Source organism: Photobacterium sp. WH77 (assembly GCF_022014395.1).
In the GTDB taxonomy this organism is placed as follows: Bacteria; Pseudomonadota; Gammaproteobacteria; order Enterobacterales; family Vibrionaceae; genus Photobacterium; species Photobacterium arenosum.
In genome coordinates, this window is record NZ_JAKLTE010000029.1 from 14,100 (window position 1) to 31,045 (window position 16,946).

The following is a 16,946-nucleotide window of genomic DNA, read 5'->3' on the forward strand; positions in this document are numbered from 1 at the left end:
ACCAAGGCAATTAACGGGGTTGGGTAAACACAGTCACCGCAGTGCCTTCAACCACCACACTGCCGGATAACCCAGTCTGATGACGGGCGCCTGATGCATCGGCAACCAGCGTCCAGTCGCCTGCAGGCAAGCTGATGGTCTGATTGTTGCCGCTGTTGTACACCACAAACAGGTTATGCGTGTCTTGCGGGTAAGTGATAAAACCTGTGACCAGTTGCCCGCCAAACTCAGCCGCTCGGGAGGCCGTAAGGTAATTGGCAATGTCCTGATTCGTGGTCATGCGCAAGCCTGGGTGATTACGGCGCAGCGCGATCAGTGCTTTGAAGTAATCATAGATCGCTGCGTTATCAGCACGGCGCTGCCACTTGATACTGTTAAAGCTGTCCGGCGCATTGTAGGTATTGTGCGTGCCGCCGTGCGCACCGAAATTCCAGGCATCCGGATAACTCATCTGTTCGTTGTCGGTTTTGGTCCGCAAGAATTCGTCACCGGCATGGACAAACCCGATGCCCTGACTGGTCAGCACCATGCCCATGCCAAAATTCACCACGCGTTTGGCATAATCGAGGCTGGTCGGTGGCGTCAGGCTGAGAGTCTGGTGCGAGCTGTTCTGTACAACATTGCCCGACAGGCTTAAATACACCTTATCCCACAGGCCGAAATTATCATGGGCAGAAATATAGTTGATGCTTTGCTCCGGATCGGCGGCAAAGTTTCTGAACCAGGTGCTGTTGCGGCTGTCATTGGGATCGTACGCTGAACCGCGCATGCCATCATAGATGGACCAGCCCGCATCGGCGCTGTCCAGATTGTTGAACATATAACCCGTCCGGGTATCGTCGTTCGACCCTTTCAGGGCTTCACGATACGCGCCGTTGAAAACGCCGACATGCTCTTGCACCATATTATGCGTGGTGCCGTAACGAACACGTTGTGCTTCTTTCGGATCACTGGCGTAACCATTCCAGGGTTCGCCGTAAAGGAGTAAATTGCGATCAGGGAATTGTTGATTCAGCGCGCGCCCCCACTTTTCCACTTCCTGAAAAGAAAAAATGCCAATCAGGTCGAACCGAAAACCATCAATGCCATATTCATCGACCCAATAAGCCAGTGAATCCTGAATCATGCGGCTGACCATAGGCTGGTCGGCATCAATGGCGTTACCGGTACCTGAAAGATCGGTTGGGGTGTAATAGCGGCTGCTGATGTTTTCAAACATTTCTTTGGCATAAGTGTGGTTGTACACCACATCCATGATGACCCGGATCCCGGCTTTGTGGAACTCGTTCACCATGGTTTTAAACTCGCTGGCGCGAGCCTCGTAGTCGGTCGGTACCTGTGAATAGCGATCTTCCGGGACGTTGTAATTGCGCGGATCATAACCCCAGTTGTAACAAGGATCGCTGTCAGGAAGTCCGTCGCAGGTGGCAAAATCATAGACTGGCAGCAGCTGAACGTGAGTGATGCCCAGATCAACCAGGTGATCAATCCCCGTTTTCAGCCCGCTGTAGCGGGAGCCGCTTTCGACCATTCCCAGGAACTTACCGCGCTTGTCTGCGCTGACGCCAGAGCTGGCATCTATGGTGAAATCGCGGACATGAACTTCATAAATCACGGCATCTTCGCGGTTCAACAATGCCGGGCGTTCAGCCCAGCCGCCATCAGGGGCAGTGCGGGACATGTCCATTACAATGTTGATGGCTTCATTGTCTCCTGTGCCCGGTTTTGCCATTTTCCCGTATGGGTCGCGCACCGGAATGCCATTGACTTTAAAGGTGTACTCGGCCAGGTGCAGATCGCCGCTGACGTCAACCTGATAGATATCTGTGTAGCCGTTGGCATCGCTCACTTTGCTCAGTGGGTATTCTGTGCCGTTCACGGTAACCGTCACATCGCTGTGATCCGGCGACCAGATCGCAAAGGTGGTTTTATCAGGCTGATACTGTGCGCCGAGGGTGGGAAGCGGGGTGCAATCTGAGGTACATGGGGTCACGGGCGTGAGGGTATAGTTCAGCGTCTGGTCGTTCACTGTGACCAGATATCCACCGTTGACCTGGGTATAGATGTCATCGCCAGACGCGTCTAACACGCCGTCGTTTAGATTGTCACCATAGTTTTGCGACCAGTCTCCGGTCAGGTCAAACTTAAAACGCTGATTGGTTTGTCCGTCAAAATGAACCAACAGTGACCAGGTGTGGTCATCGACCAGAGTCATTGCCTCCGCGGCCCATTGATTTGCCGTGCCGCGAAAGTGCAGTGCCGGGAAGTTTTGCGTCAGAGACTGGCTGTCGCAACTGGCCACCGGCGTGGTGAGAATTGTCTGGCTGTCGCTATAAAAGTCGATCCGGTAGCTCTGATCGCCGGCAACCGTGTAATCGCCGGCGGGATAACTTTCCTGCCAGTTGCCGTAGCGGTCGATTTTAAACCGGGGACCGCCGGTAGCATCTCCTTGCAGAAATGTCTGGCAGGTTTGATAGTGAGTGGTCGTTATTTGTGTCATTGCTGCCGCGTTCCACTGGTTCGGAGTGCCCCGGAAATGCCAGTCGGCGAGTGCGGGGGCGCTGATCAGCGTCGCACCAACAATAAGCGTAGGTAAGGTTCTCATTTCAATTTCCTTTTGCCGTCCTTTGCAAGAGAGATAACTCCCGAACGGATCGAGTTATTGTTTATGGTTATTCACACACCTGATGCGGACATTTCATCCAGCCAGGTGAGTTGTAAATAGCACAAAAAATAACGCTGAAAATGCTGTTACCGGAGAAATTGAATTGAAATGTGAACCGATTAACTCATTGTATGGCAAGAAAGAAATTGAACTGTGATCTTGTTATCTCAGCCTTTGTCTACGCCCCCCATTCTACGCCCTGGGGGAGATGGCTATTGCCGGATACTATAATTATTATTGCGGTAAGAAAGAAAAAACCTCCAAAAGAGAAGGAGGTTAAATTTGCTTTTTATCTTATTTCTAACGTTGAATCGGGTTAAGAGATCGCCGATCAGAAGGTTATGTAAAATCAGAAAGTTTCATGATAGTGGCATATCGATCACTTAATGCCGCGATGGATACATCATGAACCAGTTTCCCATCAAGCTCGTTATTATTTTGATCCGGAAGACTTCGAGTCGCACAAGCATCTTCACAAACAATAACGTCGTATCCAAGCTCAACAGCTTTGATAGTTGTTGCTGTAACGCACATATGACTCATGAAACCAGCCACAATAATTTGCTTACGGCCAGTCAAGCGTATCAGCTCTTCTAACTCTGTGTTAAAAAATGAGTTTGGAAGGGTTTTGTGCACGATTTGTTCGTTCTCAGATGGTTCTACTAATCGAATAACATCAGACATAGTTGATTCACAGTTAAACACTGGTGATGCAGAACTCGCTTTATGCAACACATGAAAGACGGGGGTCGATTTATCACGAGCAATATCAAGAAGCATTTTTGCTTTATCCAGTGCAAGTGTACCATTTTCGCCTAACTTCAACTTTCCGTCAGCATACTCATTTTGAAAGTCTATATATAGAAGAACTATATTGTTCCAATCAACCGTGCTATCGGATAAGCCTGATATTTTCCGTAAAGTATTTAAATGACTCATTGTAGACTCCTTTTTTAAATTCAAGCCTAGTCTAAGAAAATTTATCGGAATAGTTAACGAACAATTTTGCATGCGTGATGAGCAAAAATTCTTGTAGCAATTCTTTATCACTACAATTCCATTTCAACTGTTGGCGCACGACCTATGTGCAAAAATTCTCATAGTTATAGTGATAAGAATATTTTAAATTGAACTGTAATTAACAGGAGGTTATATGGTTGATAAGATTCGATTGCCAATATATGAATCGCTAGCAAGTTCAAAGAAGAGGATGAATGGAAGTTTTCATGCTCTGCCAATTCAAAATGTGGGCAATATTAAAAATGTAATACTTGAAGAAGGTTTTTTGAGTGCTTTTGAAAAGATAAAGCATTTAGAGTTGTCAATAACAGGACCTTTTTTTGACAGTTTGTCAGACCCTTCCAGGGTGATTGATGAATCCTCAAATATTATTTCTGATATATATGGTTCAGATCTGTCTTTATTTGTAACTTGTGGTTCAACGATAGCAAACAACATTGTCATTGAAGCATTATGTAAGAATGACGATAAAGTGATATGTCAGAAAGGGGTACATCAATCAATCCATTTTACTTTGAAATCCTCTAATATTGATGTGAATTTCGTAGAAGATATTTTATGCAATAATGAGTCAAGTATTTACAGAGGGAACGCTGAGAAAATATTAGACGAATTAAAAAATGCTGAAGAACTGAACAACCCTTACAAAACATTAATAATTAATAGTCAGTCATATGACGGTGTATGTTTTGATTTGAGTAGGTTTCTTGATCAAGTTTGCCAGATTGCGACAAGATTAGAAAATATCATTATTGATGAAGCGTGGGGAGCTTGGTCAGCATTTGATCCCTATATGAAAGAAAAGAGTGGTATTTATAACTCAAAACGCCTTTCACAGAAGTATGATAAAAACTTCATCGTAGTACACTCTATACATAAGTCACTATTTTCATTTAGACAAGCAAGCTTAATCAATGTTTATGGTTCAGATCATTGCCTTGATAAAATGATTAGCAGTCATTATAGAAACCATACAACCTCACCAAGTTATCCAATCCTGGCCAGTACTGAACTGGCTGTAGTACATGCTAAAAACTATGGACATCAGTACACTGAAAGAACACTTTTCTTGATTGATAAATTAAAAAATTTTGTAGTAAAAAATCTTAATCATTTCAAGGTTGAAGAGCTAGAAGTGAACAGTGAATTCTTTGTCAATGATCCCACAAAGATTTGGATTACTTGCAGTTCCCCATTATTAAATGGTGAAAAAATAAGAGAGTATTTATTTAATAATCAAGGTGTTTACATTAGTCGATACAATGAAAAATCATTTTTATTAAACTTTCATTGTGGCGTAACTGATGAGTTGGTCGATTATTTATCACTTGGATTAGAGTGTCTGGAAAAGAAAATAAAAGCAAATAAAAATAAGATGAATATAAGAGAAGGTGATGTCTCATCATCATTCTTTATTTTATATCCTCCAGGAACTCCGGTTTTAACACCAGGGCAAACGGTTTGTAAGTTTGACTTAGATAAAATAAATAGCTCATTGATAAATAATATTTCACTTTTAGTTGTTGAAGGAAATTAAGATGATACCACTAGGGAAAATTAAAGAGATAGCATCAGCTCGTGGTGACAAGAACGCATTGATCTATGAAAAAAGAAAAATTACTTGGAATGAATTTTATAAGGATGTCAATGAAATCACCTTGAATTTAGCAAGTAAAGTTGACTATAATTCAGAGATATCAATGTGTTACATTTCTCCTAATTGCATAGAACTCATTTATTTGATGTCTGCAGCTGCCACGTTAAAAATACCATGTACAGGTATCGATTATACTCAGGATTCCAGTAAGCTAGAACCAATGCTGAAGGCTACTGGGTGTAAAATCCTGGTTGTTTCTTCATCGTATTGTATTGAAAATAACATAAACATACAGGGATTATCGAATCAGGTAACTATTATTGATATCGATAATAATGTAAGAAATAGCATTTGTTATGATGAATTGGCATGTGAGTCAGACAAGACTATTGATAGCCTTCAGCTGCAGCATAGACCTTTTAAAAGTATTTCTTTTACATCGGGAACGTCTGGAGTTCCTAAATCTGTAATTCGAAACAAGTCATTTGATGGACGAAGGTTTTCATTTTTCACTGCTCGCTATGGTTTCTCATCAGAAGACAGGCATTTGCTTGCAATGCCTTTATATCATGCAGCCGGTAGTGGGTGGTCCAGATTGTTCATGCAACTTGGTGCGACAGTTATTGTTGCCAAACCACATGATACTGAACACATGGCTCAACTTCTCAAAAGCGAATGGATTTCAACCAGTGCTATGACGCCTCCTTTGTTAAATGAGGTTGTGAGACACTATGTGGATGGCGGATATTCTGCGAAAGAGAATAATTTAAAATTTATCATCGTTGGAGGTAAGCATTTTCATCCTCAGGCCAAGCTTCAGGCTATCAACTCTCTAGGTCCTGTCATACATGAATACTATGGAACGACCGAAACCGGTGTGAATGCTTTAGCTGAACCTAGCGACTTAATCACTAACCCTACGAGTGTTGGCAGGGCATATGACGGCAATAACATTCTTGTTATAGGTAAGGATGGAAATGTGCTTCCTGCCCATGAAGTTGGCCGTATAGCGATTGCCAGTTATATGAACATGGATAGCTACGGTAATCAAGATTCCGAATTTGTTGTTATTGGTGATACGAAATATTTGATCACTGCTGAAACCGGTGAAATGGATTCCAGTGGTAATATCTACTTGAGGAACAGAGCTCAGGGTGAAAGTGCTTTAAATATTTATGAGTTAGAGAATGAAGTCAGACATTTGCCAGGCATAAAAGATGTCGCAATGATCCCTTCAAATAAGAATACAGTCCACTGCGGGTTTGTTACCAATAGTGACTTTGTTGTGGATGATTTTGAGCTTATTCGAAATATTAAATATATCTGCAAGAAAATGAAAGTTAAACTGGAAGGCGTCGGTCGTGTTGATTCAATTCCTTACTCACCTTCAGGGAAAGTGCGAAATGAAGAGTTGAAAAACTTGGTTTTGAATCAAGATAAAAATGTGTCAGATGATAAATCAAATCCAGAGCATAAAAACAGAATAAGCTTAACTCAATATATTATTGCAATTCTATGCCTGATGGGTACTGCAATGTCTTGGGGAGGGATGTTTCCGATTGCAAAAAATGCTTTACAATCCATGGATGCAGTTCATATCAGTTTGATCCGCTATGGTGCGGCTTCTATGATATTGGTTTTAATGTTATTTATGAAAGAAGGTATTCATTCATTATTGCCGGGCCGAAGCGTTTTCAAATTATGGTTGTTTGGTTCGTTTGGATTCGCAGGCTTTAGCATTCTGGCATTTGCGGGGCTCGCCTATACCAAAGCGCAGCATGGTGCGATTATCATGGCACTGATGCCTTTAATTTCTGCAATCATGATGTGGACACTGAAAAAAGTAAGGCCCGCTAAATTTACCTTGATATCAATCGTGTTCGCGTTGTTTGGTGTGGTACTCGTGATAACTAAAGGTGATATGAGCGCTTTTTCAGGAGGTAATTTATTACCGTCACTTGTGATACTTTCAGGTGCTTTCTGTTGGGTTACGTACACGTTAGGAGCGAGTTACGTTGAAGGGTTCTCTGTGCTCAGGTATACAGCGTTATCTTCTATACTTGGAGCGTTTACTATCTTAATTATTGCTTTAATTACGAATTCGTTAAGCATTACACATGCACCAAGCTTGGAGCAGATATTCTCTGTCAAATGGGAGCTGCTGTACCTTATCACGTTTGCAGGTGTGATCGCTGTATTTTCCTGGAACTATGGAATCAGCACGTTAGGACCAATAAATGGTGTTCTGTTCATTAACTTAGTGCCAATTACAGCCTTTGCTATTGGTATGGCAAGAGGTGAGACTATCAGTCATTCTGAAATTGTCGGGGCAGCCATAACAATTGCAGTACTTCTAATGAATAATGTCTATACGCGTTGGTCAACTACAAAGAAAGATAAACATGTCCCAAGTTCGTTTAAGGTACAGCTGTCAAAAAGTTAATCAATTATTTGTTTAACCAGTAAGGTGAAATAAAGCGACAATCATAATTATGGTTGTCGCTTTATTATTATTTCGAAAATGCATTTCTGAATATCCTGACTAACTCGTCCATAACAAGTTTTTTAGGCGTGGAATATGATGTTTTCTTAGAGGTTAGCATCCATATTTCACGGTATATTTCTTCCGAAGGCCTGATAAATGGATAGGAGTCATTTCGAAGTACAATTCTTGGGATTAGCGAGATACCATAACCGCTTTCAGATGCTCTTTTTTGAGCTGAAACAGAGTCAGATTGAATTCGTATTGACTTTGTTCCAAATTTTTCGATGAGATACTTACATTCTGGCAGATGACTATACAGATTAGAGTATGTAATTATATTGACGTTTTCATTTTTTACGAGTTTGTCCAGCCAATACTCGTTACCATAGAGCACATATTCTATCTCACCCAGTTTTTTACAAATGGACTCGCCTTTTTCTGGCAACTCCATCCGTAAAGCGATATCAGCTTCCTGTTTAGATATGTTGACATTTCGACTCGAAGTGTCAATTTCAAACCTTAATTCGGGAAACCTCTGGTGCAAGCTATGCAAATTTTCTATGACGAAATGTTCTGCTAAAAATGGAACCATTGATATTTTAGTATTTTGATTGAACTTTGATTCAGGCGAGAGCTCTTCTTCGAGGCTGTTGATTTTGTCTCTCATAGTGATGGATTTATCGTAAAGCAATCGCCCTTCAATCGTAGAAATGAACCCATCCTGTGTTCTGTCAAAGAGTTTTAGTTTTAGAGCATTCTCTAACCGGTCAATTCTTCTTGATACTGTTGCATAGTTCACATTTAACCGATTGGCTGCCACACTGACTGTATTTGTTTCATATAGCGTGAGGAAAAATTTTAAATCGTCCCAGTTTAATTTGTTCATGAATAACCTAACTATTTGATTTGTATTGTTTTTGTCAATGTAATCTTGAGTTTGTTCTGTATGTTTGCATCAACTGTGCATATAAAGAGAAGTCAGTTTTTCTCTATTCGTATCCATGAAGCTTAACCTTCATTCTCTTGTGTCTGGCATCCATGTATTTATCATTTTATAAAATTTATGGTCTACCCCAATAATCAGTACTTACGAAGCATGCACAGAATAGGATGAATCCCCGTTCGCGTGCTGAAGAATACTTTCGATTAACCCTCTTCAGATCCATAAAAATCATAAATGATATGCTTATTGTTTACTATGCTTGCATAATGTACGTGTGAAGTCCACACCCCGGTTGGGGAAATTACCGGGTGGTCATGATAAGAATCATATCAAAGGCAAGACTGCCACGATAAAAACACATCGAAGGAAGAAGATTTCGGCTGGAGTACGGGCGGGTGATGCATATGAAACTGAAATCTTGACTCCATACATGAGGGACATTGTCACTTTAGCTAATCTTATATTTAATGAAATGCATATGTGATCAATATATTAAATTTATTCATAATTTCCCGTTATTATGCGTTTCTTCTTGCCTAATCATTTCTGATTCTGTTCAATCGCGATGTTGCACGTGTGTTTATGTGCATATCATGGGGTTATGAAACTCCCATTCAGAACGATCACAAGGATGATGACAATGAAGTTGAAATTCTGTCTTACTTTTGCTGCTTTAGCGCTCTCTGTAACTTCAGTGAGTGCTCAGGCTCGTAACTTTGATTTACCCTCTGGCTGTGAGTACGGACGAGTAAAATCTTATGATTTTAAATCAGAGGATGTGAGGGGTGCTGTCGAGAGTGGCTACAATATTTATAATGATCCACAAACCTACCCGGATCCTTCTAACCCAGATCAAACTGATTATAATCAGGAAGAATATGCCAACTTTTTTGAGTCGCTGATTAACCTTTTCAACTCGTTTGACTATTTGCGGGTGGAAGTGCCAAAGCATGTGGTTCAGGATGAAGTATTCCGTGCCAAAGGCAATTTATTTGACCGCTATGCTAACGTGCATTTCAACAATTCAGAGTTCGGCTATGTCGGCAAAGATAAATCAAACCTCGATGCCAATTCCTATCTTAATATGAAGTTTTCACGTACTTACGGTTACGGCCTGGTTTGGATAAACCGAGCTGGCGGTATGTGTTCAGCTGAAGGTGTCTGGGTACAGAAAAAACCAAGAATTGTGAGTGGAAGTGCGACCCACGCTTCGGGCAAAGTGCAGGCAAATATACAGTACCTGATTGATAAATATTCAACAGCAGCGAAGGACACCAGCGTGAATGCCCGCTTGATTATTCGTGTTCGGGATGATTTATATGGCCAGACTGCCTCGACATCTGTGAGCCTGAGTGCATTGCAGGGCAATACAACGATCAGTGTTACGCCAGCTAATCCAGGTATAAATAGTGTCAGCGTTACTTTGTCTGACGGAAAGTATACCGATGGTATGTCTTTAGGTTATGTGAGAGTGCCGGGTACGCCGAAACCGCCATGCCCAAGATGTCAGCCACTTTAAGTATGGCAAGTAAGTAATTTATTAATAGATCAGGCCCGGTGCTGGGCCTGATCTGTATATTAACTGACTTTAAAAAAAGCCATTTCTTTTCTGAGGCGTTGGGTTAATGTCGAAATATCATTATTTGCCAGTGTCGTCTGGCTGGCATTCTCAGAGTTTTTCTGCACGATCTGGCTGATTTCTTCCAGCCTGTGAGAGATATCATTCGTGACAGAAGATTGCTCTTCCGAGGCGGTAGCGACTAAAGCATTGACGTCTGAAATTTGTCCAACCTGCTCTGAAATCGTTTTGAACGCATCGGACAAGGCCTGAGTAATAACCTGAGACTCTGAAACCATGTCTGTGTTGAGTTTCATGTGTTCATCTGCAAGTTTGGATTGTTCCTGAAGCTGGCTGATGATTGTTTGAATATCTATGGTCGACTTTTGTGTTTTGGCTGCAAGTGCTCGGACTTCATCGGCAACAACCGCGAACCCCCGGCCTTGTTCACCGGCCCGGGCTGCTTCTATAGCGGCATTGAGCGCCAGTAGGTTGGTCTGCTCTGATATGCTGTTAATCACATCCACCACTGAGCTTATCTTTTCTGAATGCTCTCTTAATTCGTTGATTATTCGTGCGGACTCTTTCATGGATACACTGACACTTTCAGCAATAGAATCGGAGCGTTGTAGCGTACTTGAGCTGGCGTTGATGATGGTGATAGCTTCAGTCGCTGCAGTTTCCGCCGAGTGCGCGTTGTGAGCAACATCAGATGCGGTTGAAGACAGTTCTGTGGCAGCGGCTGCGACTTGCTCTATTTCAGATAATTCGCGCTGGGCATTCTCTGAGTTGCTGTGTATCACTGTCGATATTTGCGTTTGGTTTACGGCTAACTGCTCCTGAATTCGCTCTGAAGACTGGATGATACTGAAAATACTTTGCTGAAGTGTAGACAAGGACGACGATATCAAATCAAGTTCGTTATTGGCTTTCGTCATTTTACGTGGAGTGAAGTCGCCATCAGACATTTTTTGAATACTGTCAGTAATTTCAGGCAGTACACGTAATTCCTTACGTATGATCCAGAATGAAAAAATGAACCCGGTAATACAGGCAGCGATAAGCAGTAAGATTCCCAGCTGAATATCTGCCTCATACTTTCTTTTACTTGTTTGGTAAATCTGTCCAGAAGTCGTTATCTGAATGTTAATTAAGTTGTCTATTTTATCAGAGAGAGGCTCTATACGGTTGTAGACTCTGTGGACGATTTGATGTTTAGCATCAGGCTGGTTTTTTGCCTCTCGTAAAAGTGTAACAAGATCTTTTTTTATAGCATCGATTTCAGCTGTCAGTGTTTTTGATATGGATTTTTCATCGGCAGTTAACTGGGTTGAGTAATAGCTTTCCCAGGTATCTGCAACTACGTCTTTTGCTTTTAATACGGAAAATTCCAGTTCTTGCTGTGAGAGTGTACCGATATTCCACTTGTTGAATGCATCAACAATATCAACCGCAAAGGCATCAGAAATTGTTTTTAATTGTTGCAAAGGAATGACACGATCAAGATAGATTGAGTTCATTGCATTAAGTGTGTCTTTATTTCCAGACATTTGATTCCAGAAAAGTATGAACATAAATACACACAGTGTGACAGGGACTGCGAGAAGTTTTGTGAATATATTTTTTTTCATATGAATTTAAGCTTGATGCTGAAAGCGTATAAGAGAGGTAGTTTGCATGGTTAAGATAAATAATAATATCTTTTCTAATTTATTTTTTATGCAAATGACTGAAAATCACGCTGTTGTCGTTCAACCTGCCGTTGTAACTGCCACGTCCCGGTTGGGGCGTGGCAATGCCATTGCGTACCGTCGGTTATTTCGACGGGTATTCAGACCAGCTGCTGCCATCCAGTGTGACGTAGTTTTTTCCCTGAACTCTGATGACAGTAGAGCCTTCGTTTTGAGCCACCACAGGTGTGGCTGGCAGGTTACTGATCAGCGAGGCAGGGTCGACGCTGCCACTCAGGTACGGGTTTTGCTCTAAAACATTGGCAATGAGCTGAGATAACGCCAGATAGCTGGACGGTGATGCCACACGCGCTGTCTCGCCGGTACGGACGATGTTCTTGCCAAAAACTCTTAAGCCAACAGGGGTATGTACAATTGAAGGCGACGGAATTTCCCGCATCCCGGTTATCTGCATCCGATCGCCTTTCATACCTGCGCCATGTTCTGGCACCAGTACCACCACGATATTGCGGCCCGATTGTTCCAGCGACTGGAAGAAAGCGTACAGATCGTCGAGCAGGTTTTTCAACCGCAATTTGTAGCTCACCAGCCCGGTGGATTGGTTACCGTGAATGATCCGGTTACCGTCATGCAAGGAAATGGTGTTATAGAGTGCCACAACTTTGTCGCTGCCTGCTTGCTGGCGCTGCTGCCACCAGTGATTCAATACGTCTTTATCGCGGTAAATCGGTGCACCGTCAAAAGACTTCTGGTACGGGCTAAAACCCGTTTGTGGCATCAGATCTGCCACCACATTACCTTCGGTTTTAATCAATTCAAGGAAGTTGTCGAAGATCCCGTCGTGGTTCATCACCAGATTTTCTTCAAAACCCAACTGCTTCAGGTTTTCGAACAGATAGCACTGCTCAGACGGTGCACCCGCAAAGAGCTGGCTGTGGCTTTCCTGCCCGCAACTGGCTCGCAGCAGACGGATCACGGCTGGCCCGCTGTAGGAGGTTGCCGCATTGAACTGATCAAAAAGGATATCGAATTCTTTAAACAAAGGATGATCGTCCAGCCCGGCGATATTGATATCGTCCCAGGCGACTGAGCAGATACTCAGGAATAAGAGATCGAAGGGCGCTGCATTAACGGCGTTGTCATCCAGCAGGACTTGTCGTTTTGATTCACGGGAAAAAAATTCAGTCACGTACTGGTTCAGGGAGGCATCATCCGTCCCCGCCGGCACGTTGGCTGCATTGGCATTGGCATTGGCATTGGTATTGGCATTGCCGGCAGGCCGGGTGATCGGGGTATTGTTCTCAACCGTGCCCTGATCTGCAATCACAGGCGCTATCTGGCCGGATGGCAGACTGAAAAACAGCATCGCCGCCATGACCAGTACCGATACACGTAAAAAGCGATTGAGCAGGTAATAACCTATGCCAACGGCAAAAAGGCCCAGCAGCGCCTGGAAAGAGAAAAACCGGCCTGCCAATTCGAACAGATAACCCCATTCGAAATGCATCAGTTGGTTCATTTGCGCCCACAGGCGGTCTAAAGGCGGCAGAAAAGAATCATAGTGCAGCAACCAGGCCGCGGCAGGTACTGCAATGACGATCTTGATGGCTGCCAGCAGGCGAGAACGCAGCGGCAATAATAGAAAGAGAGCCAGCGCTATGTTTTCCAGCGGATGGAAATCAATCGTGCCCTGCAGATACAGGGCGAACTTTGCAATGAAATAAACATTCCACCACCCCAGTCCTTTAACCTGCTGTGATGAATGAGAAGAGAGTGTAATCGTCATAGTCTCTGCTTAGTAATAAAATTCAGTCTTGTTCAAAGTAGCGGGAACGCCCGAAATACTTGCGATGGAAACGCTTGCCCAGTGTGATCAGGTGGCGCAGGTAATAACCCAGTACCATGCCTGTTAACAGGCTTAACCCTGCAGTGAGCAGAAAATCATCAATGTTCATGATTCACCTTTTAATCGAATGCGTTTGGGTGCGGCAAAAAGGGCCGTCATCTTATCCTCGGTGCTATTGTTTTCTGCAAAAATAGCCGGTTCAGTGGTGATTTTTTTTATGTCGGCACACACAGTCAGTGCCTCTTTGCCGACCACTTCCAGCTCTTTTTCCAGATCATGATGCGCACTGATGACGCGAACGGTCTGGAAGAGATCCCGCACCGGCGCATCAAAAATATTATTGAGTGCCGTATGGATATCCGTTTGGCGAATGGCGCTGAACAGAACATATAACGCATGGTGGCAGGCGGTAATCACATCGCCATCACGCCGGATATGGCACAGCCGCAGACACTCATCCGGTTGCATTCCTGGCAGCAGCTTGAGTTTAACCAACACCACGTCCAGCTGAGGCGAGGTAAATTGCTGCATCACAGTATGGCAATATTGGATAAAAGTCTGATTGTCCAAGTATCCCCTGGCATTATAGTTCGGGTCGTTTAACAGCAGCTCTTCAGTATTGTCTGGCAGCAGGCGTGTCATGCGTTGCCCTTGTATCGCATCAACCTGGCTCATCATCCTTAAAAAGGGCAGGTGATAAGGTACAATCAGGTTCACGCCGGCACTCAGCAGGAAGGTTTCATCGGCATAGCGCAGGCACTGCCTGACTTCTCTGATGATGATCTTGAGCCGCGGCCCGGCTTTTTGCCGTAAATGCAGGCAGTCGACAGCCAACTGACGGATCTCCTCCGGCGACTGGCAGGACAAGATCAATGTCGTTGAAGGTGGGGTTGTTAAATCACTGATGATCTCTGCATTGTTCGCCGCCAGCTGGACATGCGCAGGAAGCGGGATATCGTCATCCACAACGGCATGACTCATCACAATCAGCGCCGTGTCATCCTGGCTGCTGAGTGCCGCAATATTGGGTGTTGACACCGGCACGGCAGCCAGCACGCCATGGGCCGTTTTCTGCACAACGAATGTTTTATCGGATTGAACACCATCGGATTTCGCCCAGAAATGTACCTGGTAGCTGTATTTGTCGTCACTGATCATACTCATGGAAGCCAGCCCCGCCAGGTGGTGGTTCAGTGCCAGTAACGCCGGTTTCAGTGAGGTGGAGGTTATAGAGCCGTACACCAGAAGTTGAATAGTCAGATCATTGCTGGTTGCGTGATCGTTAAGTTTTTTTAAAACAATAGTGAGATTATCTTTATTAATATTGGCGAAAAATATATCCGGTACAAAAAGGACGGCGAGCGATTTTTTCGTGGCTTTTAACTTGATGATATCATCGAGCAGCAAATGAAAATGGATACCATTTTGGCTTTTATTCCGATTCAGAAATAAGATTTTCTTACACTTTTCCTGTAACGCCGCTGAAATTTGACTACCATCTTGCTCGCTCAGGCCGGAGTAAAAATTATCTTTGTTTGTAAAGCAAGTGAAACTATTGTTTTTATTATGTTTAATGATTGATGTCAGATAATTAATGGCCAGAGTTTTTTGGGCAAAAAGATTGACATAAACAGACGGAAAATTGTTTATTTCGACAAAGTGTGTAAAGTCTGGATTTGTAGACATATAAAATACCAGTTGCTCGCTATCGGCACTTTTCCCGCTTCTTTAAGCTTGCAGAGGCACCATCACAGTAAGAACACGACAGAAAAAGATGTTACTAATATAATAAGATCATATAGAATTTACTCAAAATGTCGAATCATTCATCTGGTTTATCTTTGCACCGACTGAAACCTATAAAGAACTGTTCGTTTTACATGTGGGCAATGTACTGATGATGAGATTTGATTATGAACCGAAAGGCATACATAATTAACTGTAATATTATCGTTGTTTTCCGGTCACAGTCATTAGCGTTTATAGCTGCAAGTATTAAATCTAATAAATAGGGACATGATTTTTTTGTGGACCAAATGTTAATAATGAACAGGCGATAATGTAATAAACGTTAGTGCCTGTTTGTTTCTTTGAAAATTATGTACTTAAATATAGTTTGTATTAATGGCATTGATAAATTCTATTAAGTAGTGGTGAATTATTGTGGTAATGCCTGCGAAAGATGTTGATGCAATTTATGCGTCTTATAACATGACTAATCATGATTATGTCGAATTAAATGAAAGCGAGACCTATTCAAAAGTAAAAAATAAGTGGTTGATATTAAAAAGTAAAAAATCACCTCACGGGACAAAGCAAGCCAGAACTGAAAACAGCAGCCAGGCCGATATGGTATGAAAAGGATCGGGATTCTCAGCTTGCGTGGCGGCGCCGGGGCGACAACAGTCACGGCAAATCTGGCACAGGCACTAGTGCAAGTACAGAAAAATGTGCTGGTGGTTGATGCTGTTGATGCTAATTTGCTGCGTTTACACCTCGGATTGCCTATTTCCAGCGTTGAGGGGTGGGCCAGTCACATGTGTGCGAATACCGATTGGCAGTCAGCGGGCTTTGAAAGTCCCAATGGTGTGACTTTTTTGCCTTTTGGCCAACTGCCATTGCATAACGCCAGACAGTTTGAGGCTAACCGCGGCCCTTATCTGGCTGAGATCCTTGAAGCGCTCGGGCGGTTTGAGGTGGGTGACAATCAGGATCACTGGCAACTGATTCATTTGGGATCGTCGGATCTGGCGTTACTGGAGGATGAAGCCTTTGGCTATTTTTTTGATACCGTTTTGGTGGTGCTAACCCCTGATGCCGCCTGTTACAGCGTGCTGCAAGATGTTTTCGAAACCCAGGCTGTTTTTAACGATGCGCCTGTCTCAGCCAAAGTGCGCTATGTGCTCAATCAGTATCAGCCTGAAACCGAGATCAGCCGCGATTTCATGCTGGTGATGAAAAGAGAGCTTGGCGCTGAAATGTCACCGGTATTGTTACACCGGGACATCGCTCTGATGGACAGTGTGGCAAATCTGACCACAGTGCAGCAGTTTGCCCCAACCAGCCAGGCGGCAAAAGATTATCAGTCACTCGCCTTTTGGTGCGTGTCGCAATTGTCAGCCATCCAGTGTGTTTCCTGAG

Annotated in this window: 12 protein-coding genes; 5 read left to right on the forward strand and 7 right to left on the reverse strand. The window is 43.4% G+C overall.

Annotation, left to right across the window (positions count from 1 at the left end; translation table 11 throughout):
* Positions 1 to 10 precede the first annotated feature (10 nt).
* On the reverse strand, positions 11 to 2,605 hold the full coding sequence (locus tag L6J37_RS19825) for an alpha-amylase family glycosyl hydrolase (protein WP_237796334.1): 2,595 nt from the start codon (positions 2,603 to 2,605) through the stop codon (positions 11 to 13).
* A 399-nt stretch (positions 2,606 to 3,004) separates the two neighbouring features.
* Entirely contained in the window at positions 3,005 to 3,604 is a 600-nt protein-coding gene (locus L6J37_RS19830) for an isochorismatase family protein (RefSeq protein ID WP_237796335.1), read from the reverse strand.
* 214 nt (positions 3,605 to 3,818) lie between these two features.
* Here L6J37_RS19830 and L6J37_RS19835 point away from each other — a divergent pair, with 214 nt between their 5' ends.
* Both L6J37_RS19835 and L6J37_RS19840 read left to right on the forward strand, forming a co-directional pair.
* A complete protein-coding gene (locus tag L6J37_RS19835) occupies positions 3,819 to 5,222 on the forward strand; it encodes a lysine decarboxylase (protein WP_237796336.1) in 1,404 nt (467 codons plus the stop codon).
* Between the two features lies 1 nt (position 5,223).
* Positions 5,224 to 7,725 (forward strand): AMP-binding protein, encoded by a 2,502-nt coding sequence (locus L6J37_RS19840; RefSeq protein ID WP_237796338.1) that lies wholly within the window; start codon positions 5,224 to 5,226, stop codon positions 7,723 to 7,725.
* 67 nt (positions 7,726 to 7,792) lie between these two features.
* On the opposite strand, the gene L6J37_RS19845 is transcribed toward L6J37_RS19840, so the two are convergent.
* Entirely contained in the window at positions 7,793 to 8,653 is an 861-nt protein-coding gene (locus L6J37_RS19845; protein WP_192017263.1) for a LysR family transcriptional regulator, read from the reverse strand.
* Positions 8,654 to 9,350: 697 nt separating this feature from the next.
* Here L6J37_RS19845 and L6J37_RS19850 point away from each other — a divergent pair.
* Complete coding sequence (locus L6J37_RS19850) at positions 9,351 to 10,229, forward strand: hypothetical protein (protein ID WP_192017262.1); 879 nt, start codon at positions 9,351 to 9,353, stop codon at positions 10,227 to 10,229.
* 59 nt (positions 10,230 to 10,288) lie between these two features.
* Here L6J37_RS19850 and L6J37_RS19855 read toward each other — a convergent pair whose 3' ends face one another.
* The 4 genes from L6J37_RS19855 to bcsE all read right to left on the reverse strand — a co-directional run bounded on the left by L6J37_RS19855 (position 10,289) and on the right by bcsE (position 15,491).
* Positions 10,289 to 11,899 carry a methyl-accepting chemotaxis protein gene (locus L6J37_RS19855; RefSeq protein WP_269093574.1) on the reverse strand — a complete coding sequence of 537 codons (1,611 nt, stop codon included), beginning with the start codon at positions 11,897 to 11,899 and terminating at the stop codon, positions 10,289 to 10,291.
* Positions 11,900 to 12,083: 184 nt separating this feature from the next.
* Entirely contained in the window at positions 12,084 to 13,745 is a 1,662-nt protein-coding gene (gene bcsG, locus L6J37_RS19860; protein WP_237796340.1) for a cellulose biosynthesis protein BcsG, read from the reverse strand.
* Positions 13,746 to 13,767: 22 nt separating this feature from the next.
* Positions 13,768 to 13,914 carry a hypothetical protein gene (locus tag L6J37_RS19865; RefSeq protein WP_192017259.1) on the reverse strand — a complete coding sequence of 49 codons (147 nt, stop codon included), beginning with the start codon at positions 13,912 to 13,914 and terminating at the stop codon, positions 13,768 to 13,770.
* A complete protein-coding gene (gene bcsE, locus L6J37_RS19870) occupies positions 13,911 to 15,491 on the reverse strand; it encodes a cellulose biosynthesis protein BcsE (RefSeq protein WP_192017258.1) in 1,581 nt (526 codons plus the stop codon). Before bcsE ends, L6J37_RS19865 begins: the two co-directional genes overlap by 4 nt.
* Before the next feature lie 483 nt (positions 15,492 to 15,974).
* On the opposite strand from bcsE, the gene L6J37_RS19875 reads away from it, so the two are divergent.
* Together L6J37_RS19875 and bcsQ are read left to right on the forward strand one after the other, a co-directional pair.
* Positions 15,975 to 16,163: a hypothetical protein gene (locus L6J37_RS19875; protein WP_225445319.1), complete on the forward strand. Its 189-nt coding sequence runs from the start codon at positions 15,975 to 15,977 to the stop codon at positions 16,161 to 16,163.
* Positions 16,160 to 16,945: a cellulose biosynthesis protein BcsQ gene (bcsQ, locus tag L6J37_RS19880; protein WP_192017256.1), complete on the forward strand. Its 786-nt coding sequence runs from the start codon at positions 16,160 to 16,162 to the stop codon at positions 16,943 to 16,945. Before L6J37_RS19875 ends, bcsQ begins: the two co-directional genes overlap by 4 nt.
* Position 16,946 lies beyond the last annotated feature (1 nt).